Source organism: Pseudoalteromonas sp. SANK 73390, from assembly GCF_054966645.1.
On record NZ_ARPN01000105.1, the window covers coordinates 73250 to 99723 of the forward strand.

25 protein-coding genes are annotated in these 26474 nt (G+C 39.2%); 5 read left to right on the forward strand and 20 right to left on the reverse strand.

Annotated elements, in window-relative coordinates:
• Positions 1–43: 43 nt before the first annotated feature.
• From SANK73390_RS12925 to SANK73390_RS12985, 13 genes are all read right to left on the reverse strand, one after another.
• A complete protein-coding gene (locus SANK73390_RS12925; protein ID WP_462766402.1) occupies positions 44–553 on the reverse strand; it encodes a DUF2878 family protein in 510 nt (169 codons plus the stop codon).
• Positions 516–1778 (reverse strand): class I SAM-dependent methyltransferase, encoded by a 1263-nt coding sequence (locus SANK73390_RS12930; RefSeq protein WP_462766403.1) that lies wholly within the window; start codon positions 1776–1778, stop codon positions 516–518. Before SANK73390_RS12930 ends, SANK73390_RS12925 begins: the two co-directional genes overlap by 38 nt.
• A gap of 1 nt (position 1779) precedes the next feature.
• Positions 1780–2514: a DUF1365 domain-containing protein gene (locus tag SANK73390_RS12935; RefSeq protein ID WP_462766404.1), complete on the reverse strand. Its 735-nt coding sequence runs from the start codon at positions 2512–2514 to the stop codon at positions 1780–1782.
• Positions 2511–3764, reverse strand: a complete 1254-nt coding sequence (locus SANK73390_RS12940; RefSeq protein WP_462766405.1) for an NAD(P)/FAD-dependent oxidoreductase — start codon at positions 3762–3764, stop codon at positions 2511–2513. The genes SANK73390_RS12935 and SANK73390_RS12940 overlap by 4 nt, the downstream gene beginning before the upstream one ends.
• Complete coding sequence (locus tag SANK73390_RS12945; protein ID WP_462766406.1) at positions 3761–4471, reverse strand: SDR family NAD(P)-dependent oxidoreductase; 711 nt, start codon at positions 4469–4471, stop codon at positions 3761–3763. Before SANK73390_RS12945 ends, SANK73390_RS12940 begins: the two co-directional genes overlap by 4 nt.
• Positions 4471–4896, reverse strand: a complete 426-nt coding sequence (locus SANK73390_RS12950; RefSeq protein WP_462766407.1) for a nuclear transport factor 2 family protein — start codon at positions 4894–4896, stop codon at positions 4471–4473. The genes SANK73390_RS12945 and SANK73390_RS12950 overlap by 1 nt, the downstream gene beginning before the upstream one ends.
• A 3-nt stretch (positions 4897–4899) precedes the next feature.
• Positions 4900–6282, reverse strand: a complete 1383-nt coding sequence (gene phrB, locus SANK73390_RS12955; protein WP_462766408.1) for a deoxyribodipyrimidine photo-lyase — start codon at positions 6280–6282, stop codon at positions 4900–4902.
• The gene (locus tag SANK73390_RS12960; protein WP_462766409.1) at positions 6282–7238 is read right to left on the reverse strand and encodes a YbgA family protein; all 957 of its coding nucleotides are present in this window, start codon (positions 7236–7238) and stop codon (positions 6282–6284) included. The genes phrB and SANK73390_RS12960 overlap by 1 nt, the downstream gene beginning before the upstream one ends.
• A gap of 13 nt (positions 7239–7251) precedes the next feature.
• Positions 7252–7902: a ChrR family anti-sigma-E factor gene (locus SANK73390_RS12965; protein ID WP_462766410.1), complete on the reverse strand. Its 651-nt coding sequence runs from the start codon at positions 7900–7902 to the stop codon at positions 7252–7254.
• Entirely contained in the window at positions 7895–8461 is a 567-nt protein-coding gene (locus tag SANK73390_RS12970; protein WP_462766424.1) for a sigma-70 family RNA polymerase sigma factor, read from the reverse strand. The genes SANK73390_RS12965 and SANK73390_RS12970 overlap by 8 nt, the downstream gene beginning before the upstream one ends.
• A 115-nt stretch (positions 8462–8576) precedes the next feature.
• Positions 8577–9152, reverse strand: a complete 576-nt coding sequence (locus SANK73390_RS12975; RefSeq protein ID WP_462766411.1) for an LON peptidase substrate-binding domain-containing protein — start codon at positions 9150–9152, stop codon at positions 8577–8579.
• A 63-nt stretch (positions 9153–9215) separates the two neighbouring features.
• Positions 9216–9545: an MGMT family protein gene (locus SANK73390_RS12980; RefSeq protein ID WP_462766412.1), complete on the reverse strand. Its 330-nt coding sequence runs from the start codon at positions 9543–9545 to the stop codon at positions 9216–9218.
• Positions 9532–10425 carry a LysR family transcriptional regulator gene (locus tag SANK73390_RS12985; protein ID WP_261594875.1) on the reverse strand — a complete coding sequence of 298 codons (894 nt, stop codon included), beginning with the start codon at positions 10423–10425 and terminating at the stop codon, positions 9532–9534. Before SANK73390_RS12985 ends, SANK73390_RS12980 begins: the two co-directional genes overlap by 14 nt.
• Positions 10426–10530: 105 nt before the next feature.
• On the opposite strand from SANK73390_RS12985, the gene SANK73390_RS12990 reads away from it, so the two are divergent.
• The gene (locus SANK73390_RS12990) at positions 10531–11610 is read left to right on the forward strand and encodes an efflux RND transporter periplasmic adaptor subunit (RefSeq protein ID WP_462766413.1); all 1080 of its coding nucleotides are present in this window, start codon (positions 10531–10533) and stop codon (positions 11608–11610) included.
• A gap of 2 nt (positions 11611–11612) precedes the next feature.
• Positions 11613–14669 carry an efflux RND transporter permease subunit gene (locus SANK73390_RS12995; protein ID WP_462766414.1) on the forward strand — a complete coding sequence of 1019 codons (3057 nt, stop codon included), beginning with the start codon at positions 11613–11615 and terminating at the stop codon, positions 14667–14669.
• A gap of 59 nt (positions 14670–14728) precedes the next feature.
• On the opposite strand, the gene SANK73390_RS13000 is transcribed toward SANK73390_RS12995, so the two are convergent.
• The 3 genes from SANK73390_RS13000 to SANK73390_RS13010 form a co-directional block, all read right to left on the reverse strand.
• Positions 14729–16945: a TonB-dependent receptor plug domain-containing protein gene (locus SANK73390_RS13000; protein WP_462766415.1), complete on the reverse strand. Its 2217-nt coding sequence runs from the start codon at positions 16943–16945 to the stop codon at positions 14729–14731.
• Between the two features lie 147 nt (positions 16946–17092).
• A complete protein-coding gene (locus tag SANK73390_RS13005; RefSeq protein ID WP_462766416.1) occupies positions 17093–18088 on the reverse strand; it encodes a fatty acid desaturase in 996 nt (331 codons plus the stop codon).
• Positions 18089–18154: 66 nt separating this feature from the next.
• Entirely contained in the window at positions 18155–18628 is a 474-nt protein-coding gene (locus tag SANK73390_RS13010) for a redoxin family protein (RefSeq protein ID WP_462766417.1), read from the reverse strand.
• 457 nt (positions 18629–19085) lie between these two features.
• Between SANK73390_RS13010 and SANK73390_RS13015 the strand changes: the two genes are divergently transcribed.
• Both SANK73390_RS13015 and SANK73390_RS13020 read left to right on the forward strand, forming a co-directional pair.
• A complete protein-coding gene (locus SANK73390_RS13015; protein ID WP_462766418.1) occupies positions 19086–19880 on the forward strand; it encodes a BPL-N domain-containing protein in 795 nt (264 codons plus the stop codon).
• Between the two features lie 458 nt (positions 19881–20338).
• Positions 20339–21013, forward strand: coding sequence for a type 1 glutamine amidotransferase domain-containing protein (locus tag SANK73390_RS13020; protein ID WP_462766419.1), 675 nt, complete (start codon positions 20339–20341; stop codon positions 21011–21013).
• Positions 21014–21180: 167 nt separating this feature from the next.
• Here the strand turns inward: SANK73390_RS13020 and SANK73390_RS13025 are convergent, their stop codons facing one another.
• From SANK73390_RS13025 to SANK73390_RS13040, 4 genes are all read right to left on the reverse strand, one after another.
• Positions 21181–22488, reverse strand: coding sequence for a nuclease-related domain-containing protein (locus SANK73390_RS13025; RefSeq protein WP_462766420.1), 1308 nt, complete (start codon positions 22486–22488; stop codon positions 21181–21183).
• Between the two features lie 45 nt (positions 22489–22533).
• Entirely contained in the window at positions 22534–23514 is a 981-nt protein-coding gene (locus SANK73390_RS13030; protein ID WP_462766421.1) for a WD40 repeat domain-containing protein, read from the reverse strand.
• A gap of 15 nt (positions 23515–23529) precedes the next feature.
• Complete coding sequence (locus tag SANK73390_RS13035; RefSeq protein WP_462766422.1) at positions 23530–24516, reverse strand: WD40 repeat domain-containing protein; 987 nt, start codon at positions 24514–24516, stop codon at positions 23530–23532.
• A 414-nt stretch (positions 24517–24930) separates the two neighbouring features.
• Positions 24931–25818 carry a LysR substrate-binding domain-containing protein gene (locus tag SANK73390_RS13040; RefSeq protein WP_462766423.1) on the reverse strand — a complete coding sequence of 296 codons (888 nt, stop codon included), beginning with the start codon at positions 25816–25818 and terminating at the stop codon, positions 24931–24933.
• Between the two features lie 111 nt (positions 25819–25929).
• Between SANK73390_RS13040 and SANK73390_RS13045 the strand changes: the two genes are divergently transcribed.
• On the forward strand, positions 25930–26235 hold the full coding sequence (locus tag SANK73390_RS13045; protein ID WP_261591385.1) for a hypothetical protein: 306 nt from the start codon (positions 25930–25932) through the stop codon (positions 26233–26235).
• The last annotated feature ends 239 nt before the right edge of the window (positions 26236–26474 follow it).

Genomic DNA, 26474 nt, shown 5'->3' on the forward strand with positions numbered 1-26474 from the left:
TAGCAAGCGTTTGTACTTTTCGCAATACCTTAACAGTGATAAATTAGCTTTTGATTAATAACCAATCATAAATTCTGATAATAAATAAAGTACAAATCAGCCACAGCATACTAAAGGCAAGATAAAATGTCTCAATTGACATTATAATGTCGAAAATACCGAAGTTAGCAGCAGTTATATAGCTTATTGGAGCGAATAGAGCAAAAACCACTGTTCCTAGGTATTTCGGCAAAGTAAACAGGCGTTTTAAAGAGCTATCAAACGTTAAAATAAACGCAATCCACAAAATAATTAGCCAACCCGGCACCGTACCTTGTGGATGAACTATCAGGCTGCTATAACTTGCAAAAACTTCAAGCCCTATACCTATTGGCAAACAAGCTGCAAGTAGCGGTAATTGCTTCAAATACTTTTCATGGGAGAATAATAAAGCTATGCAAATTAATAGCATAGCCCACACAGCTTGGGCTTGGAAAAAAAATGCTAATAACCAGCAAAGCTGAAACAGCGCAAAATTAATAACTAAGCGTATTGTTGCAGCGTGACGATACATAACGAGGCTTCCTTGCTACTAAGTGGATGGTGCTTGTAGCGCGCTGCTTAAAGGCACCTTCGCAGTAGCATAAGTAAAATTCCCAAAGGCGATAAAAACGTTGATCAAATTTGTTATGATCCAACTGCGGCCAAGCCTGTTTGAAACGCATATACCAATCGTTAAGCGTTCTTGCATAATGCAATCCAATATCATTGATATTGTGAACTACCATTGATGTGTTTGCACAGATTTGCTTATTCAGCTCAGTGATTGACGGCAAACAACCCCCAGGAAATATATACTGTTGAATAAAATCTGATTGTTTCAGGTAATGAGCATAGCGTTGACAAGCAATCGTAATGGCTTGGATCAGCATTGCACCATCGTCTTTTAATAGCGAATCGCATTTTTTAAAAAAGCTTGGTAAATAGTCATGTCCGACGGCTTCAATCATTTCAATCGATACTAGTTTGTCATAACGTCCTTCTAAATCTCTGTAATCTTTTTTAAGCAGCATTACTTTGTCTTCAAGGTCTAGTGTTCTAATTTTATTAGAAACATATTCATACTGTTCATCAGATATAGTCGTTGTTGTGACGTGGCATCCAAAATTTTGCGCCGCGTATATTGCAAAAGCGCCCCACCCTGTACCAATTTCTATTACCGTATCATTCGGTTGTAGGTCGATTTGATGACAGATAGTTTTTAATTTGTGCTGTTGAGCTTGTTCTAGAGTGCTATCTGCAGTGGGATAGACAGCGCTCGAATATAGCATTTCGTCACTTAAAAACGAGCTATAAAGATCATTACCAATGTCATAGTGGGCAACAATATTCTTTTTTGAGCCGTGCTTTGAGTTTTTATTTTTAAGGTGTTTTAACTTGTTAACAAACCCCGTGATAAAAGCAAACTTACGTTCAAATGCATCTAGTTGAGCTTGATTTTGAGCAAAAATTTCAATTAACGCAGTAAGGTTGGAGCAACGCCAATAACCTTCTATGTAAGCCTCTCCTGCACCTGTACTCCCCCCTAATGCAAATAACTTGAACATTGCACTATCAACAACAGTAATAGTGCATGACAACTCGCTGTCGCGCTGTCCAAATTCATGCCTTTGCTGCGCCATGAGTACAGTTAAGTGGCCCGTTTCAATGCTATCAAATGCAGAAAAGACCAATTTACTAAAAAACTTTTCTGACCAAGATAAAGGTAACTGACTTTCAATTGAAGATGTATTTTCCATATTAATGCCCCGAGTGCCCAATAAAAGGAACTTTTTTTACGAATAACTTTAATGCTTGCCAATAAATACTTTTAAAAATAGTCAAAGTCATGGCAGGAAATCGTTTTAACAAAGTAGATACATTACCTTTTGCCAGCGCCTCTTTTTTTAGCCTTAAAGTTGCATCAAACAAAAGTGTCTCTTCGGATTTATTTTCTATGTGTATCAATGCTATACGACCAGCCATTTTAACTGTCCAGTGGTAATGCATATTTAAATCCATAAATGGAGATACGGAAAAGCTTTTCTTAAAGTTCACTTTTTGATGCAATTTTACCAAATAACAGTGTCGTTCGTTCCAAGGCGTATTACTTACTTCAGCAATCATATGCTGAAATTGCCCATTATCATCAGCAAAAAAATAAAAGTTAACAGGGCTAAAATAGACCCCTAGACAGCGCATCTGACAGAGCATCATTACTTTACTGATGTTTCCACTCCAACCTAACTCAAGACTAGCTGCTATGGCACGCTCATGCAAATTACCTTTATAATTAGTAAGATAGTCTTGCTGTTTGAAGCTAAGTAGCTTAAACCCTTTGGTGCCAAATAACGGATGAATACCATTCAATTGGTTTATTTCGTCTAAATCTATCCATGCCATATAAAGCGGGTATTTAAACTTGTGCTCTGTTGGTAAATAACGTTTATGTCGAATATCACCTATATAAAGTGCGCTGTTGAGTGGTTGACTCAAAACTCTATTCCTAACTGTTTTGCTACATCTACTGCACTGCGAACGCCGTCTTCATGAAAACCATTGAACCAGTAAGCACCGCAAAAATAGCTATGATGCTTACCATCTAAAAGTGGCTTGCGCTGCTGTGCAGCAATACTATTGCGGTTAAATACCGGGTGATGGTAGGTAAAACGGCGTAAAATTTGGCTTTCGTCTATACCTTCGTCATGATTTAAGGTGACGCAAAAAGGTTTAGGGCTACTTAGGCCTTGTAATATATTCATTTGATAGGTGACTACGGCTGCTTTGTCGGTATGTTTGTCTAATAGATAATTCCAACTAGCCCAAGCCGCAGGCCTTTTAGGTAGTATGCTTTGATCTGTATGCAAGATGACAGAATTGGCAGTATATGCAATTGCACCAAGTACAGATAGTTCGTCCTCACTGGGGTTGTCTATGAGCGCGAGGGCTTGGTCGGAGTGGCATGCAAATACAACCTTATCAAAATCTAAGCTTTCGCCACTACGCATAACAACTTTCGCACTTTTATCATCGCGAACGACCTTGCTAATATCGGCATTGAGCTTAATATTGTCCTTAAACTTCTCAATCAGCGGGCTGATGTACTCACGCGAACCACCTGGTATCACATACCACTGCGGGCGGTTGGTGATATCTAACAAGCCATGATTGTAGAAAAACTTGATAAAAAACTCGACTTCAAACTGAGCCATTTCTTTAATGCTCGTTGACCAAATTGCCGCACCCATAGGTAAAATGTAATGCAATTTAAAAAAGTCATTAAAGTGATGTTGCGAGAGTAATTCTCCAAGCGTTTTACAGTGTGAGTAGTCTTGGCTGTCATACATTGCTTTACACATTTTATTAAATCTAACAATGTCATAAAGTAACCGCCAAAATTTGGGGCGTAATAGATTACGTTTTTGAGCAAACAATGTAGTTAGCGTATGTCCATTGTATTCAAAACCAGTTTGAGAATTTTTAACGCTAAAACTCATTTGAGTGGGTTGTCGATTAATACCAAGTTTGGCTAGTAATTTCTCGAACTTAGGATATGTTCTATCATTAAAAACAATAAAGCCAGTGTCTACCGCATATTGTTGCCCATCCAGTTCAACATCTACAGTGGCGGTGTGGCCACCGATATAATCATTTTTCTCAAACACCGTCACCTGATATTTATCGCTCAATAAATAGGCTGCTGTCATACCAGAAATACCAGAACCTATGATTGCTATTCTTTTCAACGTTTAATTCCTTTAGATAAAAATTGCCAGACGCCAAAAGGCAACAGCTGTATAAATTTAAGAATGAAGGTAAAGCGTTTGGGAAAGTGTATATCTTTATGGCGTTTTGCAATCCCTTGGCTGATAGCAATGGTTGCTTGTTCAACAGTTACAGCAAGCGGCATTGGGAAATCGTTTTTATCGGTCAATGGGGTTTTTACAAAGCCTGGATGAACAACACTTACATCAATGTCTGCTAAATCTGTAGCCAATGACTTTGCTAAGTAGGTGGCTGCCGCTTTTGAAGTTCCATAAGCTTGTGCTCGCGGTAAAGGCAAAAATGCAGCACTTGAACTGACAATGACTAACTGACCGCCAGAAGATACTTTTGGCAATAAAACCTCTAAACAATATGCCAACGCAAGTAAGTTGACATCTATAACACGTTTAAACAACGCACTGTCAAAATGTTTGGCATCATCAATGTATTCGCAGTTGCCCGCATTAAGCACTAAAATATCTAACTTTTCAATATGCTCACATGCAGTGCTGATTGAACCAATATCAGTCACATCGAGTTTGACAGGGTTAATGTTGTTGAATGTTGCAAGCTCATTAAGGGCGTCTTCATTTCGACCACAAGCATAAACCGTATGCTCTTTTGCGTAGTACTCAGCAAGTCCTCGCCCTATTCCTGAGGTTGCACCAGTTATGAGGATATTTTTCATTATTTCACCGCTCGCCTATCGATAAAACGAATTAAATGGCCAAGTACCGGAATATTTCTGTACAACATTGCAGCAGCATCAAAGTGATCTTGTTGATAAATTATTTTATCATCGCTAAATTTGAGGTGGCTGTGGCCATTCACTTGAATATCTTTCCCACGGTTCAGCTTCTTATGGTTAAAATGCATTTCCCAATAAACGAAACCTTGATCTTCAATATCGTATGTTTCAATAATGTTAAATTCAATAGCGCTAACATTGGCGTACATATTTGCAAAATAAGATTCAAGTGCACCTATGCCCTTAACATCATGCAGGGGGTCAACAAAATGAATATCTCGGTGATATACCTGTTGCAAAAGCGCCAAATTATCTGCGTTAAGTTGATTATACATATCTATAAAACGAGCAGTTATGTGATGCATTTATTAAACCTTGAATGCTGCTAAAGCCCGCTCTCTTGCCTCTTTATGGTCAACAATCGGTGACACGTAATGAGTACTTTGAGTCGTAGCCAAATAGTCATGAGGAAAGTGCAAATATTTAATTGGTACACTCTCCAACTCAGGTATATACTTACGAATAAAATCTCCTTGCGGATCAAACTTTTTGCTTTGAGTTATAGGGTTAAATATCCGAAAATAGGGCTGTGCATCACAGCCAGTACTTGCAGCCCATTGCCAACCGCCATTGTTACTCGCAAAATCTCCATCTATGAGTTGTTGCATAAAGTACTTTTCACCCCAGCGCCAATCTATTAATAAATGTTTAGTCAAAAAGCTTGCAACCACCATCCGTAAACGATTGTGCATCCACCCTGTTTGATTTAACTGACGCATTGCTGCGTCAACGAGTGGGTAACCCGTTTTTCCTTCACACCATGCGTGGAACTGTTGCTTGTCATATCGCCAAGCAACTGCATTGTATTTGGCATTGAAGTTATGATGCTTACATAAATCAGCAAACTCGATGATTAAATGACGGTAAAACTCGCGCCAAATAAGTTCATTTACCCAACAAAATTCAGGCTGCTCTGTTGTATGTAATATATCAGGGTAATTAAGCTGAAGTTGAGCAAGTAGTTGCTTTACAGACAATATTCCTAGAGCTAAATACGGGCTCAACCCTGAAGTGCCTTTTATGCTTGGAATATCTCTTACTGATTTGTAATCTTGACATTTACTCTCTACAAAATGAGCCGCAACAGATGCAATCGCATCATCATCTACAGGCCACTTCTGTGAGCGACCATCACTGTGTAAGCAATCAGGAACATGCCAGCTTGGTGCTTGATTTAATGCTGGTTTAGGCCAACTTGGTATAAAAACATGGCTTTGCTCATACTGCTTTAACCATGCCTTTTTAAATGGCGTAAAAACTTTAAACATTTCACCACTTTTAGTTCTAACACTCTTAGGCGGGGCCATTAAATCGCCATGAAATAGTTCTAATTGTATACCTACATCAATACAGTGTTGATCGCGCTGTCGTTCATTAAGTTCATATTCTGCGTTGGCATACACAAGCTGCGTATTTTGTTGATCACAAAAATGTTTAAGCGCTTTAGGAATAGCGGAAAAGTCATCGACTTCAAGTATATTTAAATGAATGCCATATGCACACAACGCTTGCCCAAGCCACGCCACTCGACGTTTTAATAAATCTATTTGTATATCGGCACAATGATGTTGTTGCCACTGTTTTTGGCAGACAAAAAAAAGTGCCTCTGTGGCACCATTTTCAATTGCTTCGATAAGCGCTTCATTTGCAAAATAGCGTAAGTCTCGTCGAAACCAAAATATAGGATTCATCAGATGCTAAACCTTAATCTTAAATCATTTGGATAGGGGTCAAAATATACCTGCTGCGCTAAATACTCATTTGGATGAACCGTTAAGTGATGCTTGAGTAATGTTAGCGGAACACAAAGCGGCACAACACCTTGGCGATAGTCATCAATGGCACCACAAAGCTCCTGCTTTTCAATCTTAGAAATATTATTTTTAAAATAGCCCTGTAGGTGCGTCAGTGTATTGGTTTGATTCTTGCGCGATGCGGGACTAGATAAAGCCTTCATAAGCCCAGCGATATATTCATGTTTTACCTGTTCAATTGGCATGTCAGAGGATTGAGCAAGAAACCGGCCTAACGCCCTGTAAGACTCATAATTATGAGACATAACTAAATATTTGTGTTTTGCATGAAATTGAGTTAATTCATGTAAACCTATCTGAGTCAAAATCAAGTTTTGCCAGTTTTTAAATACGTATACACGCATAACAAAGTTCTCGCGTAAATGCGGGTCGTTTAAGCGACCATTTTCTTCGCAAGGTAGTAACGGATTGTGCGCCATAATTTGCTGTGCAAAAAAGCCAACCCCTTCTGAAGTATTACCCGTTCCAGCTTCGTTATAAATTTTCACCCGCTCCATGCCGCAACTCGGGCTTTTAGCACAAAATACGAACCCAGAAAGATGTTTTGCTTGCTCAGTTGCTACTTTCTTACCATATTCAGTGAGTTTAGGACCTACGTCACCAGAGCCGTCTGGGCGACATACTTTAATAGTATCTCCTACCTTTACTTGCCTAATAGTAGGCCTTGGTATAGGTAAACCTACAGCAACTTCTGGACAAAATTTTACGTACTCTACATGGTTTGCAAAGTCATCCATACAAAAGTTCGAGCGCTTATGCCCGGTGTCAAAACGTACTTTGTCACCCGCTAAGCAAGCGCTAATGCCTATTTTTATTTCAGATAGCTTATCCATAATCTGATCACACCTAGTAAATGAGGTTGCCAATTGGGTTAAGCAATTTGCTCAGCCCTTTATTAAAGTGTAGGGCGCTATTAACAACAGTAAAGCATAAACAGCCTTCCATTGTGACAGGTTGGTGATGATGTTTACCATCTAACCAAATAAAATCGCCCGGCACATAGGAGCCATTTTCGTCTGAAAACTCCCCATCAAGTAAAAGCGTTAGCTCAAAACCTGTATGAGTATGGTGTGGTATCTCGCCACTTGCGTCGATTTGTAGCAAACTTGCCCTAAGTTCCCCATCGTCTATGTTCAAACGTGCGCGCGCAAGTTTGCCTAATTGAACAAATTTACTTCTACTGGAACTTGCAATTGCACGCGGTAAAACAACACGTTTATTTTGGTAGCTTAGAGGCTCATTGTGAAACGGTTTTGCTTGATAAATATCTTCATTTTGCGTTATTTGCGCAAACATATCAGAAAAGTCGTCTAAATCTGGTGTGACCTCGCTTGCTTCAAAAGCAGAACTTGCTTGATTTAGCTCAAGCGCTGCAACTTTATCTCTACAACAGCTACAAAAATCTAGATGTGCAGAAACTGCCATGCATAGTGTTGCAGGTAATTCACCTTTGCTGTACTGAGATAGTAGCTGCTCTGATGGATGGTGCTTAATCATTACGGTCTCCCATTTCTGCTCTTAACTTTTGTAACGCCAGTCTTAACCTAGACTTAACAGTGCCAACAGGAATATCTAATTGTTCGGCAAGTTGTTCTTGTGACATTTGTTGAAAATACACTCCCTTAACAACATCTTGCTGTGCAGGAGGAAGCTTGCCAATATGCTCTTGAATCTTTTGGTCTTCAAGGTGGTCCGAGAACCCGTCTTCAGAGGATTGCTCTTCTTGCAATAAAGGCCAAATATCTTCGCTTAAATGCTCTTCTTTATTGCTTTTGATTTTTCTTAACGCGTCAAATGATGCGTTACGCATTACTGTATATACCCAAGTTGTTGCAGCACCTCTTTCAGGGTGATATAGATGAGCTTTTCGCCAAACGGTGGTTAAAGTGTCTTGAACCAGTTCCATCGCTAAAGCTTCGTTTCCAAATTGTTTGATACCAAAGCGCTTTATTTTTGGTGCAAAATATTCAAATAGCATTGCAAAAGCACGTTTGTCTCTTAACTGTGCAACCTTGCATAGCGCTTCAGATAAAGCTTGGGTTGGCGCTTGTTCCATACTTTTATTTGTTCTCGCGACTACATGAGGATCGCATCGGGATACTTGGTCGACCATAACTTAATATCTTCTTAGACTATCGATAAAAAATATACGATTACGCGTATCTAATGGATCACTGTGACTTGTATAAAACAGTATGGAGGAAATTAACGACTTGTTCAAAGTTTACAGATGACTGAAGCTTATGTTTTTCCGAATTTTTTATGGGTAACAACTCTAACCAACGACTTGCAACCCAGACCGGATCTTCAAAATGCTTTTCTTGATATAAAGCATCAATTTGCGGATGTTGATAAAACACATTAGATAACATTTCACCCATCTCACTGGTAAAATGAGATACGGTGTCATCGGAATGTTTCCAAAGCGGCCCACTAAACTCAGAAATGGTAGCGTATGTAAGACTTTGATTATTTTTAAATGGCAATTTAATATGAACTCGGTGCTGCGCGTGTACATCGACCAGCAATTGACCATTTTGATCTTGTGAAAAATCGACTATTCGCACATAAATACCTTCGTTGGTAATTTCTAATTGTTCATCATCACTGGGTTTGCAGATAACAAACCCATGGTCACGCTTGAGCGCCTCTCCTACCATACTCAGATATCTAGGCTCAAATATTCTTAGTTTGGTATATCCGCCCGGAAGAAGAAAAACGGGTAACGGAAAAATAGCTCGAATCATAACTACCTACGGTTAAAAAATATATGTAGTTAGTTACGTATAGCTATAAATTAACGATCAACGTTATGCTAGCCACTGATAAGTTTTTAAGCTGACTTTATTGTTTTTAAATATAACCCCCTCTGTTGTTAACAACTTACGTTGTTGCTGGTATTTTTCGCTTTCTATTGAAAAAGAAATTTTACCTTGGCTATTTATTACACGATGCCATGGCAGCGTACTTTTAGCCGGCAGGTTTTTTAGCAACCTTCCAACTGCTCTTGATTGATTTGGGGCGCCGGCAAGCCTTGCCAATTGACCATACGCCGCGACTTTTCCCATGGGTATAGAACCGATTAAGGTGTATATACGCTCTTTAAAAGCAGTATCAATAGGGCTTTTATTGTTTTGCATATTGCGCACCTATTTTTTGAAATTTTTGCCAAATAGCACGTGCAACAGGCCCGTGATGTCGAACTTGTTTTCTAAAGGCATGTATTTTGGCCGTAAACGTACATTGTCGGTCTAATACCTCTATTTGTTCTAGTAATCCAGCATCAAGCTCTGCTTGACAATGGCTGAGGCTAATCATTGCAAAACCGGTACCTGTTAGTAAAAATGATTTAATAGACGCAATATCATCTAGTTTTATCATGTTAGCGCCCTTTGCATAGGCAAGACGTTCACTATCGAAATTAAATCCACTTTCAAACATGGCAAGACTGGGGTAGCTAGCAAGTTGTTCGTAACAGAGCTTCGTGGGAAGCAACCCTTTTTTAGCAACCAAGCCAAGATGAATATCACCAATTGCAATAGACTCTAAATCACCCGTTGCATGAAACAAATCAAACCATGGCCCAATTCCCAAATCAGCATCTGCATTATTAACTTGCTCCAGAGCGACAAAACGTTTACCGCTAGTTATTGCCATTTCAGTGTGCTTAAACTGTTTAAATATATCACTGATCACGTCATTGTACTGAGCTTGATAACACAGAGGCTCGTAGCAAATATTAAACTGAGCTTCATTGCCTGCAGAAAACTCTTTGGCAAGAATGTGCAAGTCATCTCGAAAAACGAGCAGTTTTGCTGATTCATCACAAAATCTTCGTCCTTCTTGAGTCAGCGTTACACGATAATTATCTCGATTTACAATTTTAAAACCTAACTGTTCTTCAAGCCTTTTCAGTGCTTGAGTAACAGCGGGCTGCGTTCTATGTAATCGCAATGCGGCCTCACTTAGGCTATGGGTCTTGGCAACAGCATGTAGAATCTCTAAATCAGCAATCTTCATAATAAAAATTTATATAGAATCTAATATTATATAATTTTTATTTTATATTGATTTTATATATTCTGCAGCATAAGTTTTTACCTACAACGTAGATGGAGTTTTTACATGCAAAGAATAGCCGCAATAGTGACGGTGCTAATTTTGTTAACTGGCTGCCAAGAAACTGAACAACCTCAAAATGAACGAGAAATTGTTCGGCCTGTAAAACTTGTCACAGTAGCCAACAGTGAGTTAAGTGATATTAGAAACTTTCCTGCTGAAGTGGTTGCGAATCAAGGATCTTATTTGGCTTTTAGAGTCAATGGAGAACTCATGGCGTTTCCAGTGTTAGCAGGACAAGAAGTTATTAAAGGGCAACTTCTTGCCAAACTTGACCCTGAAGATTTTCTTTTACAGCTAGAGCAGCGCAAAGCACAATATGAGCTTGCCTCATCTCAATTAGCACGCGTCAATTCTCTATATCAGAAATCGATAGCAAGTAAATCAGAGTATGATCAGGCGCTGGCAAACAAGCAAGTTGCAGAGTCTGCACTTAAAATTGCACAAACCAATTTACAAAATAGTGAATTACGAGCACCTTTTAGTGGCACTATTGCGAAAGTATTTGTGAAAAACTTTGAAAATGTTGTGGCAAAGCAAAATATCCTCCGTTTAGAAACCCGAGACATGATGGATGTGGTAATTCAAGTACCTGAAAAACTAGTCGCTCGGGTCGACAAAGAGTTAGACTACCATCCAAGTGTGGTGTTTGATGGTTATCCTGATAAGTCATATGAGCTAACGATAAAAGAGTGGGATACACAAGCAGATCCAGCTACATTAAGCTACAAAGTGGTATTTACTCTACCGATCCCTGAAGATTTTAATTTGTTCGCAGGCATGACAGGCCATGTGTATATTGACCGCAGTAAAATAACACACTCTCCAGCAAAAAAACTGCTTGTGCCGATATCAGCCGTATTTTCCCACACCAATGAGCCCACCTCTGATAGCGCTAATGTTTGGGTATTTGATGAAAGTAGTCAAACAGTTTCCAAGCAAGCTGTCAGTGTGGGTAAAATGCAGCAACAAAGCATTGAAATTTTATCTGGTCTTAAAGGGGGGGAAATTATTGTTGGTGCTGGCGTTCACCATTTAGAAGAAGGTCTAAAAGTGAGGCCTTGGACTAAGGAGCGAGGGCTTTAATTATGAGTCTAGCTAAGTGGTCAATTGAAAATAAAGTAATTAGTTGGATGTTCGCGCTACTGTTACTTATGGCGGGCGCGGTGTCTTACTTTGGCTTAGGTCAGCTAGAAGACCCTGAATTTACTTTAAAAAAAGCGATGGTTGTGACGCTTTACCCGGGAGCTTCTCCACAGCAAGTTGAAGAAGAAGTCACTTTTGTGATTGAAAACGCCATTCAGCAACTTCCTTATGTGGATTATGTGACATCAATTTCATCTGCTGGTAAATCGCAGATTACGGTAGAAATGAAAAGTAATTATCGTAAAAAAGACTTAAAGCAAATTTGGGACGAACTACGTCGTAAAATTAACGACCTTAAACCTAGCTTGCCACCAGGAGTATATACGCCCAAAGTAATAGACGATTTTGCGGATGTGTATGGTGTTATGTATGCCGTAACTGGCGATGGTTATTCATATGACGAATTAAAGGATTATGTTGATTACTTAAAGCGTGAGTTAGTACTGGTTGATGGTGTGAGCAAAGTCACAGTAGCTGGTGAGCAGCAAGCACAAGTAATCGTTGAAATTTCAACACAAAAGCTGTCACAGCTTGGTATTGCACCCTCTTATATTTTTGGCTTATTACAGTCTCAAAATAGTGTATCAAATGCCGGTAAGATCCGTGTTGCTGATGAATCTATTCGTTTACACCCAACGGGGGAATTTCAAGATGTCACTGAACTTGAACATTTACTGATATCTAAAGCAGGTGAAAAAGAATTAATTTATCTTGGAGATGTTGCCAAAGTAAGCCGAGAGTATGCTGAAATTCCAAGCCATATTACCCGTTATAACCAACAGCGTTCATTGCTAATTGGGGTCTCGTTTAGTTCAGGCGTCAATGTGGTCGATATCGGTAACGCTATAAATAAACATCTAAATTCATTAGAGTACCAACGCCCTCACGGTATAGAAATTAACAACGTTTATCATCAGCCAAATGAAGTAGAAAAGTCAGTCGATGGTTTCATAATAAGTTTGCTCGAAGCCGTTGCAATTGTCATTGTCGTATTACTGCTATTTATGGGCGTTAAAAGTGGTTTATTAATAGGTGCCGTATTATTACTGACTGTTTTAGGTACATTTATTTTTATGAAGATGTTTGCAATTGATTTGCAGCGCATTTCTTTGGGGGCTTTGATCATTGCGCTCGGTATGCTGGTGGATAACGCCATTGTGGTGACAGAAGGCATACTGATAAATCTAAAACGCGGACAAAGCAAGTTGCAGGCTGCGGTGAACATTGTTGAACAAACTAAGTGGCCGTTATTAGGTGCGACAGTGATTGGTATCACGGCCTTTGCGCCAATTGGCTTAAGTAGTGATGCCAGTGGAGAGTTTGCAGGCTCGCTGTTTTGGGTTTTATTAATTTCTTTACTATTAAGCTGGGTAACAGCAATAACACTCACACCATTTTTTGCCGACAAGCTGTTTAAGGCTTCTAACCAACCATCTTCAGACAATACTGAAGACCCATATAAAGGCATTATTTTTAATGTTTATAAAGCAATGCTGTCTTTTTCATTAAAGCACCGCGCTATGACTATTCTACTTATGCTTGCTCTTTTGGCTGCGTCAGTAGTTGGCTTTAAGTCAGTGAAACAATCATTTTTCCCAGCCTCAAATACTCCGATGTTTTATGTGGACTATTGGCACTATCAGGGGGCAGATATACGAAGTACGGCTGACAACCTTGCAACTATCGAAGCATTTTTGCAACAAGATGCTTTAGTTGAAGAAGTCACAACGACGATAGGCCAAGGTGCACCACGCTTTATGTTGACCTATGCACCTGAAAAGCAATATGCAGCGTACGGTCAAATTATTGTTCGAGTGAGCAATCGAGAAGCGGTTACAACGATGATTGCCAGACTGCGAGAGTTCGAACGTGAAAATGTACTTGCAGGTGCACTTAAGATAAAACGCATGGAGATTGGCCCTTCGACAGATGCAAAAATAGAAGCTCGATTCTCAGGCCCTGACCCCGTTGTTCTTCGTCAACTTGCTGCGCAAGCAAAATCTGTGTTGGCCGAAGATGCGGGTGCTTTTAATATTAAAGACAATTGGCGCCAACGCACTAAAGTATTGCGCCCAGAGTTTAATGAGCAAAAAGCACGTCGTTTGGGTATCAGTAAGACCGATATTGATGAATTGTTGTTAACAAGCGTATCGGGTAACAAAGTTGGCTTATACCGAGATGGCACACAGCTATTACCCATTGTTGCTCGTTCGCCTGAAGAAGAGCGCAAAAATGTTGAGAACTTGAGTGATTTGCAAATATTTAGCCCAGTTTTGGGAGTTTACGTGCCAATTACACAAGTTGTAGATGAGTTTAACGTCATGTGGGAAGACCCGTTGATCATGCGTCGTGACCGCAAACGCACAATAACCGTGATGGCCGATCATGACGTGATTGGTGATGAAACACCTGCCAAGTTATTTGCAAGGGTACGCAGTGATATTGAGCATATTGAATTACCTCATGGATATGAAATGCAATGGGGAGGAGAATTTGAGTCTTCATCTAAAGCACAAAAAGCAATATTTGGTTCGCTACCAATTGGTTATTTAGCTATGTTTATGATTACAGTGTTACTCTTTAATTCACTGAAACAACCATTAGTTATTTGGTCAACAGTACCACTGGCAATTATTGGTGTAACTGCGGGTTTAGTTGCTCTGAATGCCCCATTTAGTTTTATGGCTCTGCTGGGCCTATTAAGTTTATCAGGAATGCTAATTAAAAATGGCATTGTACTTATTGACCAGATCAATCTTGAGTTAGCACAAGGTAAATCGCCTTATGATGCAGTATTTGATTCAGGAGTAAGTCGTGTTAGACCTGTTTCAATGGCGGCCATTACGACCATATTGGGCATGATCCCTTTACTATTTGATGTATTTTTTAAGTCGATGGCAGTAACAATTATGTTTGGTTTAGGGTTTGCTACAGTATTAACGTTGATTGTGGTACCCGTTATGTACTGTTTAGTATTTAGAATTAAACAGCCTAGCTGATTGTGAATATGAAAATAGCCACTTGCTGAGGTAGGTGGCTATTTATGTCTTCAGTAAATTTAAAACTGTACTTCTACTCCCAAAAAGTACTGCCTTGGTATACCAGGAGTTGCGGCAATTCTTGTCCAATCAGAGGTTTCTTGTCCAACAATCGGTTGCTCATAGTGTTTATCCATCGTATTACTAACATCAAAATACACACTCATGTGACGATTAAATTTATAACGAGCGCCAATCTCAATTAACCAGTAATCTGCCATTTCAAATTGTTGCCCATTATTATCTATCGCTGGTCGGCGATAATTATCTGGATGTAACGGTGCCTTACCAAAGTAATGTGCCTGAGCATAAAAAGTTAACTTATCATCAAGCCATTGGCTATCAAACCCAAGTTTAATTTGATGTTGTGGCGCATGAATAAGGTCATACTGCTGCCCAGCATTACCGGTATCTTGGGTGCTACCATTTACCAACGTGTATGAAATATACGGCATAATTTGATTGTTTATCACGGTATTGGCTTCAAGTGTTAGACCAGTGATTTCTGTGTTGCCTGCATTAATTGTATGCGTCGTGATAAAAGTGTAATTACCCAGCTCATCTGTGAAGTTTTGTATTGACTTAACTTGTCGTTGACGTATCAAGTTTTCAACTTTGGTGTGATAAATTGAGCCCTCTAATGCGAAGTACTTAAACGTTTTACCCATATTTATTTCATAGCTTGTTGTTTCTTCAGGCTTTAGGTTTAAGTTTGGTACTTGTTGGGATGTTCTGGGAACAATAAAAGTATCAAAAGTAAAAAACGCTGCGGGTGCCAGATAACTCGTACTGTAAATCCCCTTTACGAACCACTTTTGTGGCTCATTTTCATAGTTAATCACAAACCGAGGGTTAAAAGTATTGCCATAACGACTTTGGTCGTCAAAACGCCCTCCTGCTGTTATTGAAAAAGCACTTGAATAGTGATATTGTGTTTGAATAAAAAGGCCTAAATTGTGCTCACTTAAATCATGAAAGTTCACCGGATCTACTTGAGATGTTGCTTGGCTATAGATACCAGGGAAATCAAGATTGCCAGATTTTGGCAACATATCTACATGGGTATAAGAAATACCCGCCACAGTATGAAGTTGATTGTCAAAAGCGCTGAAGAATAATCGTTCTTCTAGCTTTGACCGTTTACCATAGTTTAGCTTATAAGTTTTTGTACCGACTCCCCTAGGCTCCAGCGCAGCGCTGTATTGTAAAAAGGGAAAGGCATTGGGCCTATTCCAGTGAGAATCGGGATTAAGTTTATTTCGAGTATGCTCCAATGATGATTCTAAAGTAACATCGTTTGAAAAAGTATGTTTATGGGTTAGGTAAAAACCCTTTTGAACAAAATGATATTGCCCTGAGCTGTTATTTGACTCATAAATGATAGGTGACCAGCCAATTTGCGTTTGGGTTTTAAAGCTTTGGTAATATGTCTGAAATGCCCAGTCGTCAATGGCAAATCTAGCGCGAGCCGTAAAAGCGTGCTCACTTGGGTTATAATATGGTGCTCTTTGTTGTTTTGGAAAGTCCAACAGCGGTGCATCTACGCCTGAAGCTAAAGGATACTGGCTATAAAACTCATCAAAACTTGAAAAGTCTACACCATCAGTGTTAAACCAATCAAACATTAGCTCGCTAGTTAGGCCTTGATAACTGCCTTGGTATGCAACAGTTGCTTGTTGTTCTTTATAGCGACCGCTTGCCAGATTGGTTGAAAAGCTATGCTCTTCAAATGTATCCGCAGAAATAAGATTAATACTCATACTGATAGTGTCACTGCCATAAATTGCCGATGCAGAGCCATAAACCACTTCGACTTTTTCAATATTCTCTAATGGGTAAAGATATGGAGTAATATGCAAAGGTTGCGCATCTGGATGGTTTAGCCGCTGGCCATTCCACATTAACACTAACTTGTTGTTCCCTGTAATACCTCTAACAATTAACTGAGAAGAGCCAGAGTCCACCGACGATGAATATAAAGACAATCGAACACCGGGCAAGTCTTTGAGTAAATCGGCCAAATAACGGTAATTTCTTTTTTGAATAATATCTTGGGTAATAAGCGTGACTTTTGAGGGGGCTTGCGCCCTACTTTGATTACGTAATGATGCTGTATTCACCTGAAAGTTGGCTAAGTCTTCCAAAGATAAATCAAACAAATCATCTTGAGCGTACACAAAGTGTATATGCGCAAAAAGCATTACACATAGGATGAGCCAGATTACTTTAGACGTCACACTGGACCTCTGAATGACTGCAATTCTCTTGAAATGGTAATACTGGACATACAAGAGAATAAAATTTTACTTAATCGTAAAGTTAGTCATTAACATAGCTTTGGTCAAATGCACGCTCTGTATTCGGTCAATCCATTAGATCATATTTTAGTTAGGACTATACAAATTTGCATTTTTCAAACTCTCAAAATCATTAAACCGAACATTATTTTGTTTAAGTACAGGCAAAATACGTTTTGCGATCAGCTGCCTAATATAAAATGGTTGGTTAGGGACAAAATGATGAATTGTATGCGTAACACCAAAATTAAAGCAAAATAGTTGCAAAGGAAAAAGCAGCCAATGGTTAAGTACCTGTGTTTGCTGCAGCACATTATTTACTCCACCATAATAATGCATGGATGAGGTGATTAAGTTTAGACAAAAAGAGCGCAATAGATTAGGTAGTATTAATATAACCATCATTGTATCGACCCACTGTGTTGCATTGGCCAGTAATGCTGGATATTCGATTTTTCCATTACTTATAAAATCAAAACAGTGAAAAGTTATGGCAAAGTAAAGTATTAAAAAGTAGCAAGTAGCAATAGGAAAACCGGCATTAAAAATGCTGAAAAAGCTAAACCCATTTATTTCCCGTTGATAGCGTTTACGCTGAAGTATCAAACCTAATAGCCCATCGGATATGACCAGCAACCTGAGCAGTGGGTTTTTAATGCCATTACCTACTAAACGCTCTTCAATGTCTTGTTCAGTTCCAGACGCTTTATGGTGATGCAGATGTATTCGCCTACGATACCAAGGGCTTATCGTATTTGGTCTCATTAGCCAAACAATTAGCATCATCATATTATGGACCAAGGGGTTCGACTTGAAATACTGCCTGTGGATCAAGTCGTGTTCAAGCTCATGAGAGATAGATGCAAAAAAAGCAGCTGAAAAAATGGCAACCCACCCGTTAATCTCACCAATAATATATAGCCACCCAGTACTTAGCATACCGAAAAATGAGAACAGTAAGATAGCTATGCTAATGTGGTTCTGGTATTTTAAAATGCCATATTTGTTTCTAACGTGCTGTTCTTGTTGCGTTATTGCAGTAATAATATTTTTGATATTCTGGCGTGTTTGCTGTGGGTGCATGGTAAGTATTTTAAGTTTTTTGAGTTAAGAGCTGCAGTTGCCGGCAGCTCAGTATGTTTATCTATTCTATAAATATTCTAAAATAGTTTCAGCTTTACTTGCTTCAAACTCTTTTGGTGCTTCTACATTAAGCTTAGATACTACGCCGTTATCTATGATCATCGCATAGCGTTGTGAACGTACGCCGCCAAATGATTGCGTATCCATCTCAAGTCCAAGTGCACGCGTAAAGCTTGCATCACCATCGGCTAACATGGCTATGTGTGAAGCATTTTGCGACTCGCCCCAAGCTTTCATAACAAATGCATCATTTACAGAAACACAGACTATCAGATCTACACCCTTGTCTTTAATTTTGTCGGCAAGTGTAACAAAACCGGGCAAATGAGACTCAGAGCAAGTTGGTGTAAATGCACCTGGCACAGCAAATAAAACAACCTTTTTATTTGCAAATAGCTCCTCGACTTGGTGATTCACCATTCCATCTGCCGTTAATTCACTTAGCGTTGCTTGTGGTAATGCTTGTCCTTGTTCGATCATAATTATATCCTCGTTTGTATTTAAAATAACAGTGTAATACTAACCCGTGCATTTAAACACAGATAATCTACAAGGTTATTGATGTAACAAATATTTATTGCTATTAAAAGTGTAAAAACACCGTTCTGCTTGCATTAATTAAACTTACGTTAGTTTTATTGCTCACGCTTTAGCTCAAAAAGTGATTTTGAGGACTCAATGCATAGAAAACACGTAAATTGACACATAGGTTGTGAAGCAAACGACTTAACCCTCTTTGTGCAATTTAATAGAGTAATCATCTATGCCAGTATTCAAATACATAATCACAAGTAGTTGTTGACAGTAATTATATTCGTTGTTAATTTTTTGTCATAATTTATTTGTTATCGTATATAGCATCTAAGAATGAATAGACCTGTGCTCTATGGTATGTCTTTGAAGATTGAAATTGCAATTTCTTAACAAGGAAAAACGTGTGAACTCAACAACAGTCGCTATTTTAGATGTTAACAACGAGGGCTCCTTGGCTGGACCAGAAAATAAATCAGCCAGGGTTCTGCATTCGATCTTAAAGGCAGAGCCCGATTTAAATACAATAATCGTGACCGGGAAAAAGCTACGACAAAGCAGGCTTGAAGGCGTTGATGTTTTTATTATTCCAGGCGGTGGAGTAATGTTGCATCAACAATGGGTTCTTGGCGTTCGCGGCAGAAAAATTGTGCGCGATTTCGTTCGCCAAGGAGGTGGCTACTTTGGTATTTGCTCTGGTGCATTTCTCGCGACAAATGCTCGATTTGGATGGCTCGCATTAGTTGATGTAAAACTACACGACATGAAACACCAAAATCGTGGTGGCGGTTTGATTAATGTGAAGCTAAATGCTGACCATGTAGAGGCAATCCTTTCTACTGAGTGGACACTCAAAGACACGCTCCCGATGCTCTACTGGCAAGGCCCTCTCATGCTTGCTCCTCCTTACGGACAACCTACGGAAGCCAAGCGCAAAAAAGGCTTTGGCACTATAAACGAAGTCGCCTCTTTTGCATCTGTGATAGAACCTGAAGACTCAGAAAACGAAAGTATTCGCTTTCCAGAATACTTTAGCGATGAACATATGAGCGGTCACACTGCGTGTATTCATACAACCTATGGAAAGGGCCGCGTTTTCTTATCTAGCCCACACCTTGAGCTTCCAGAAGAAAACCAAGGCATGATCCCAGAGATCATACGCTGGACCGCACAAGCTGAGACCCGATCTGATTCGACCTGAATGTAGTGCAAACAACATTGCTACTGAGCGAGCATGTATTTTCATAACACAGAGAAAAGCATGCAACTAATTAGCCTTCTATCTGGTTGGTAAAAATCGATAGAAGGCTAATTATAGTGGCATAATCAATATTAAAGTCCAAAGTCACAATTCGTTAAATTAAGACCTCTATACACTTTATAAAAATCAGTTATTACAATCTTTATTATTAGGGTCTGAAGTTGCATAAACTACTCAACAGAGACGTCAAAATGTTGCGAATACATCAAAAGCCAGAGGTAGCTCCTCAATTTGAGCCCGTCTATCAGCGAGCATCTAATTTATTTTAACTCTTTCTTTTTGACATTTGCAGGGAGTTCATATGAGACTCTAGTTGCAAAGCTGTAAAATGATCTAAAGTTAATCTGTATCCGTAAACTTAACTTAATATTGTAGCAACGCAGATAAAGGACTTTTCAATGAAAAAAATACTAATCCCAGTCACCAACCACCCCACATTGGGCACTACTGATAAAGAAAACGGTACTTTTTCTCCTGAACTAACACATGCTTTACACATATTTTTAGAGGCAGGATATGATTACGATATTGCCTCAATAAAAGGAGGTAAAGCACCACTGTATGGTACAGATATAGAAGATGATACAGTGAATAATGAAATTTTGAGTAATGAAATTTTTCAAAGCAAAGTTAATAATACCATTGCAATAACAGAGCTTGATATTAATGGTTATGATGCAATTTATTACCCAGGTGGTTTCGGTTTGCTATCCGATTTAGCAAGCAATCAGAGCTTTGCTGCTCTGAGCGCTAAGCATTATGAGAATGGTGGTGTACTAGCAGCAGTATGTCATGGCCCTGCGGGATTATTACCTATAACATTAAGTAATGGCGATAAGTTATTAGCCAATAAATCTGTAACAGGCTTTACGCGTGAAGAAGAAATTGATTATGGCACAATTGATGATATCCCCTTTTTATTAGAGGAGTCGCTGACTCGAAGTGCGGCACGCTTTAACAAAGTGCAACCTTGGGGTGTGTTTGTTGTAGAGGATGATAGATTAATTACTGGGCAAAACCCTGCAAGTGCCCAAGCTGTAGGCGAAGCTTTAGTTAGGCAACTAAGCGAGTAAAAATTTATAGACAAATAGCGCACATTTTTTGTTTAAATAAATTGTTTAGTTCCTCACTAAAGTCACCACGTAAAGAACTTATAGCTTAAGTTCTTTACGCTACAGCAGAGCTTCTGCACCATCATAAGAGCTAATCTAGGCTATACCTTCTTGTGGCACAAAAATAATTAAGGCCCTTGAGTCACAAGCTGACTAAAACGCTCTGTGAATGATGTGTCTTTCTGGTATAACTTAATTTGTTCTTTGAGTGTCTCTAATCGTTGCAATTCAAAATATGGCGTATCTATTTGTTTAATATAGCTTGGGGCTTGGTCATACAGGCAGACTTGGCTGGGCACTGTCGTTCTAAAAGATACGTCATTCGGAAATATAATACAGCCTTGAACATGCCCCTCAATATCTAATAAGTCTTTTAAAAAAGCCACTTTCTTATCCAAATCCACAATAGGATTATCGAAATAATAACGTTCATCGTCAACACTTTGCGTCCATAGTTCTGAATGTGTATCTTGCCAAATAGACCCACACTGAGTTTGATATTGCACAACAAAAACACCAAATTTTGAGAGAATCAATTGATCAATATAGTGCGTTTTGCCATCACTTACAAAGTGTATTTTCCCAGCTAAATAGTAATCAGTCTTTGGTAATGATTTAGATAAAAAAGTACTTAGGAATAGTCTACTTATTTGGTTATTAAGAATTCTTCGTGTATAGGGCCAAAGCGTAACAGTTACAACCACAATACTTGTGATAAGTAAAATAAGCCAAATATAGCGGCCGATAAACAACCAAGTAGAGGCTTGTTGAGAGCTTTGCTTATATTGATTAGGAGTGTTAGTGGCACTTGGTTTAACACTATCGTTATCAGTGCCTTGAGTACTGGTATTGTGTTTTTGCTCAACACTTTGATTAGTAGCAATTTGCTTTTTCGGTTCTACCTTTTTTACTGCAGCCATTTCACGTTCTTTTGACTGCTCTAAGTCTTCCCAGTGTAAGTCAAATAAACGTTTTTGCTTTGATATTTCATCTGTGCAATACACATGCTCTTGTGTCGTCTTTCGGATTTTTGTACAACGCTCTGTGGCGCGATAAAACGCTAGCCATGCTTGCTGTTTTTTTGTGCTCTCGTATGGTTCTATACCTTGCTTTAAGTCAGTAGCAGCCACTTGCAAGATAGGTTTATTATCACTCGTTGCTTTGTTTTTACTCGCATTTTTTGATGGTGCCTGATAGCTAATGTCGGGACAAAATAACCTTAAACGCTCTTCTAGTCGTTGAAATCGCCCATACGATGGGGCCCCTTTTTCACTGCTGCCTGCACGTTCAAGTTGCTGTGCCTCAAATAAAAAGCCCTTACAAACTTCATTTGAGAGCGTCACATTTGCTGTCGCATTAGTAACATAAAACACAGCCACCAAAAGCAGCTGAATTTTGTTATGCTGTAAAAAATGAATTAAGCTATTCAAACGCATTAATAAACCTGTCATTTGATCATTATACTAATATAAAATAAGTGGTTAAAGCTGTGTCAAAATAGACATCAGCGGCCATACTTCAATCACGCCTTCGCTGCTGAGCGTTATTAACTCATTGTTTATTATCACCATGTCTAGCAATGTTGTTCCCATACTGTGTGAGTCTATTTGCCAGCTTACCTGCTCTTTACCTAGTGAAGTTTCCCAAACATTGAGTTCTGATTTTGGGGTTGAAGTCACCAGGTAGTTAGAATTTGGTATAAATAGTGCCTGCCTAAACCATTTAAAGCGCGAGAGGTAAGTTAGCTCACTTGCAACCTCACCATTTTCAGCTAGCAACACCTGCTGAGTCTTCAGTCCATCAGCTACAAAAAGCTGTTGTTTATCTGCTGATAATGCCAAACTGCTTAACCTTGAGGTGTACTGGCGTTGATATTGTGTAGTACCTGTATGCGCATCCCATGCTTTAACAGAGCCATCATGCGAGCCCGTTATTATCTTGTTCTGGTAAAACTCAATGGCCATAATGTTACTAGAATGTGGCATAAAATGTTTCATCTTTTTATTTGCATAATCAAATAACGCCACAGAACCATCGGTGAAACCAACAGCTATTTCACTGCCATCTTTTTTTGCCCTCAGTGCTGATACTCGAGCCAGCTCATCCATACCTTTAACGTCAATGGTGCTAAGTAATCTGCCACTAAGGCTGTGCCACAACTGCACGCTGTTATCTCCAGCGACTAGTAACAAATTAATGCGTTCGTTCAACGATATGGCACGTACTTTTGCTGGTAATTGCTCTTCATTTAACGTCATTACAATTTGCTTATCATTAGTGCGCCATACTGCTAAGTTAGGGCCCTCAATCAATAACATCACTTGCTTAGCATCTGCCGACATTTGCCCGTCAAGTACCAACGCATCACTAAACTGATGTTTTTCAGTTGATGTGATCATAGCTGGCTCACCACACGCGACTAAAAGGCAAGTAAATAGCCCAAGTAACATTACTCTAATCATATTGGTGCCTTTTATTTAAAGCGTTAGCGCATTTAAATCCCAACGTTGAAGCATTGCATCACTATTTAACGTATAAAGTTTGCCAGTTTGTGTTGCGTGCATAGATATAATAGTTGCCCCTGACCGTTGTGCGCTAATAGTCCAGGTGCCTAGCTCATCTCCCGTTTGTGTATTCCATAAACTTAGATGTGATTTAGAAGATGAAGTTGCTAGTAACTGAGTTGAGGGAATAAACAGTGACTTCCTAAAGACTTTAAAACGCGCAGAATAGTTTAGTTTTGTTACTTCATCACCACGGGTTAATGTTTTTATATGTTGAGCGTTCAAGCCATCCGATACAAAAAGGCGTGAGAAGCCATGATCAACGCTTAAACTCGTGACACGATGTGCAAACTCCTTTTCAAACAAAGGCTTTGGTGAGCCAAATTGCCATAACCCTACTTTGCCGTCTTGCGCTCCGGATAAAAATAACTCACCTTGATTACCAAACAACAAAAAGTCGATAGGACGAGCGTGCGGTTTAAAGCGGTTGTTAAGACGGGTATTTAAGTCAGCCATATTTAACGAACCATCCGTCATCGCAACTAAGACCCGACCATTGTTAGGCGATAACGCAATATGACTGATTGCGGCCATTGAATCAACACCACTAAATTGTACTTTATGTATGAACGCCTTACCCGACACAGACCATACGCCTAACGTATCGTAGTTAGCAATCAGTAATAATGAATTATCATTCGACAGAAGCGCATGACGAACAGGCTTGAGTAACTCACTTTCAGGCACTTGGTACTCAACTTGCTTTGACGCCGCTCGCCAAATTTTAACTTGCTCTGAGGTGGTCACCGTTAACAACAACCGACCATCGTCAGAAATTTGGCCTGTAAGTAAAGGCTCCGCTTCAAATTGATGCACCACCTCTTCAGCTAACGGAATATCTTGCCCGCATCCCGATAAAAGCAATAAAAAGAAGATAGTAAATACCACATGCTTGCGCATTTTACACCCCAAATAGACTTTTCATACAACACCTACTTTGCATGACCAAAACAGCTAAGTAGATAAAGCAAGCATAGTGCCAAGCCAATTTACCTCAATAGGCACAGAGTACCCGTTATTCAACCGTGTAATCCAGTGTAATTTACATAAACCACACATTGGCAGAGTTTCACACACCACAAACTTTCGTAAGCACTTTAGCATAATCTAGGTATAACCCACTACGATCATGGAGGAAAATGCAATGACAACTTCAAGTCACGCGCGAGTGAATTAACACCTATATCGCCTAAAGCCTCAGGCTGGAATAAGGATTTTGAAATAGTAGATGCTTTGGAACCGGTTTCAAATATCGCCAATAGCACAGGCATTAAGTAAATAAACTGGTTGCGCAAATATAGATCACCTTCACAATCAACATGATTGGTTAAAATGCAACTGAAGCCAATTTTTAAAAGCCATTACTTTAGTCCAAGAAAAATGACTCATGGGTCCCACCAAATAATACTGATACTCACAAAGTAATTCAAAGCCCGGCCAGATTTGTAATTGTAGGTGAGCTAACTGACTCTCAATAAGTCTGCGCCTAAGCATGCCAATCCCTTGTCCAGACAACACACTTTGCACCACCAGCGCCGCATTATCAATTTCTAAAAAGTCTGGCTTTTGCTCCTCTGTTACGCCAAGTTCATCAAACATTAACTGCCATGCCCGTTCTGCATCGGGGCAAACGTCCATGATTAGCCTTTGCGATAACAACTGAGATTTAAGCGGCTTTGTTTCATCTAACATGTCTGATTTATAAACTAATAGCATATGATCTCCGCCGAGCAGCTCGCTATGCACATCCATATAATTTCCTAAACCAAAGCGTATCCCTAAATCAGCCTCTCCTTGTTCAAAATCTATCAGTTTATCACTTGGGTCAATTCGTAATTTAATATCACTATGGTGCTGTTGAAAGTCATGAATTTTGGGAAGTAACCAACAGGCAGCAAAGGACGGCAATACTGATAAGTTAAGAGTATGTGGAGAAGGGTCTTGGTGCAGCGCTTTTACACCCTCTTCAAACTGGCTAAATGCTGCCAATACATAAGGTAATAACTGCTCACCTTGTCGAGTTAACGTTACCTTTCTAGTTTGGCGAATGAACAATTCACAGCTTAAATGTGCTTCTAAAGCCCTTATTTGTTGGCTAATGGCAGCCTGTGTAACAAACAATTGCTGTGATGCTAGCTTAAAACTACCTAGCTGAGCTGCGTATTTAAAATACATCAGGCTTTTTAATGGAGGTAAACTCATGACATCAACACAGTTAAGAAAAACTTAATTATAGAGCAGTTTTTATCGTTTGTCAGTAATGTCAAATAAGCTAATAATTTCCTCAAGCCAACTAGCAATAGAGAGTACATAATGAAAACGTTAATAACACTATTATTGATTATATTCACCACTGCAACGTATGCAAAACACCAACATGTTGAGCATATCAATACCAATGAAGGTTACCCATATAAAAATGTGATCCGCAAGGCAGAGCGTGTAGAGCTGCGTTATAGTGAAGTTGAAAACAACATTGAATGCAAAGTCATAGTACTAAATAACACTCACAAACATAGTAGTACTTTACAAACGGTAAGTCGGAAAAAGTTTAATAAGTCTCCTATGGCAGCGTGTTTAACCAGAAACACTGCAAAACAAATTCTTGCAACACTATAACTTCCCTCCCCCAGATATACGCCCCTTTATGTTTATAAAAACACAAAAGGGGCAATTTATCTAAACTACCTTGAGTTCTAGCCAACCGGTTTAACGGCATATAAACTGCTTAATATCCGTACTCGCGGTATACTCGACCTGAGGTTTTATTGTTAATAAGATGAATTTACCAGTCATTAGGGTCTGTTGATCTTTTAAGTATGAATTTTGTTCAAATCAAAGGCTTTCATTACGCGAAG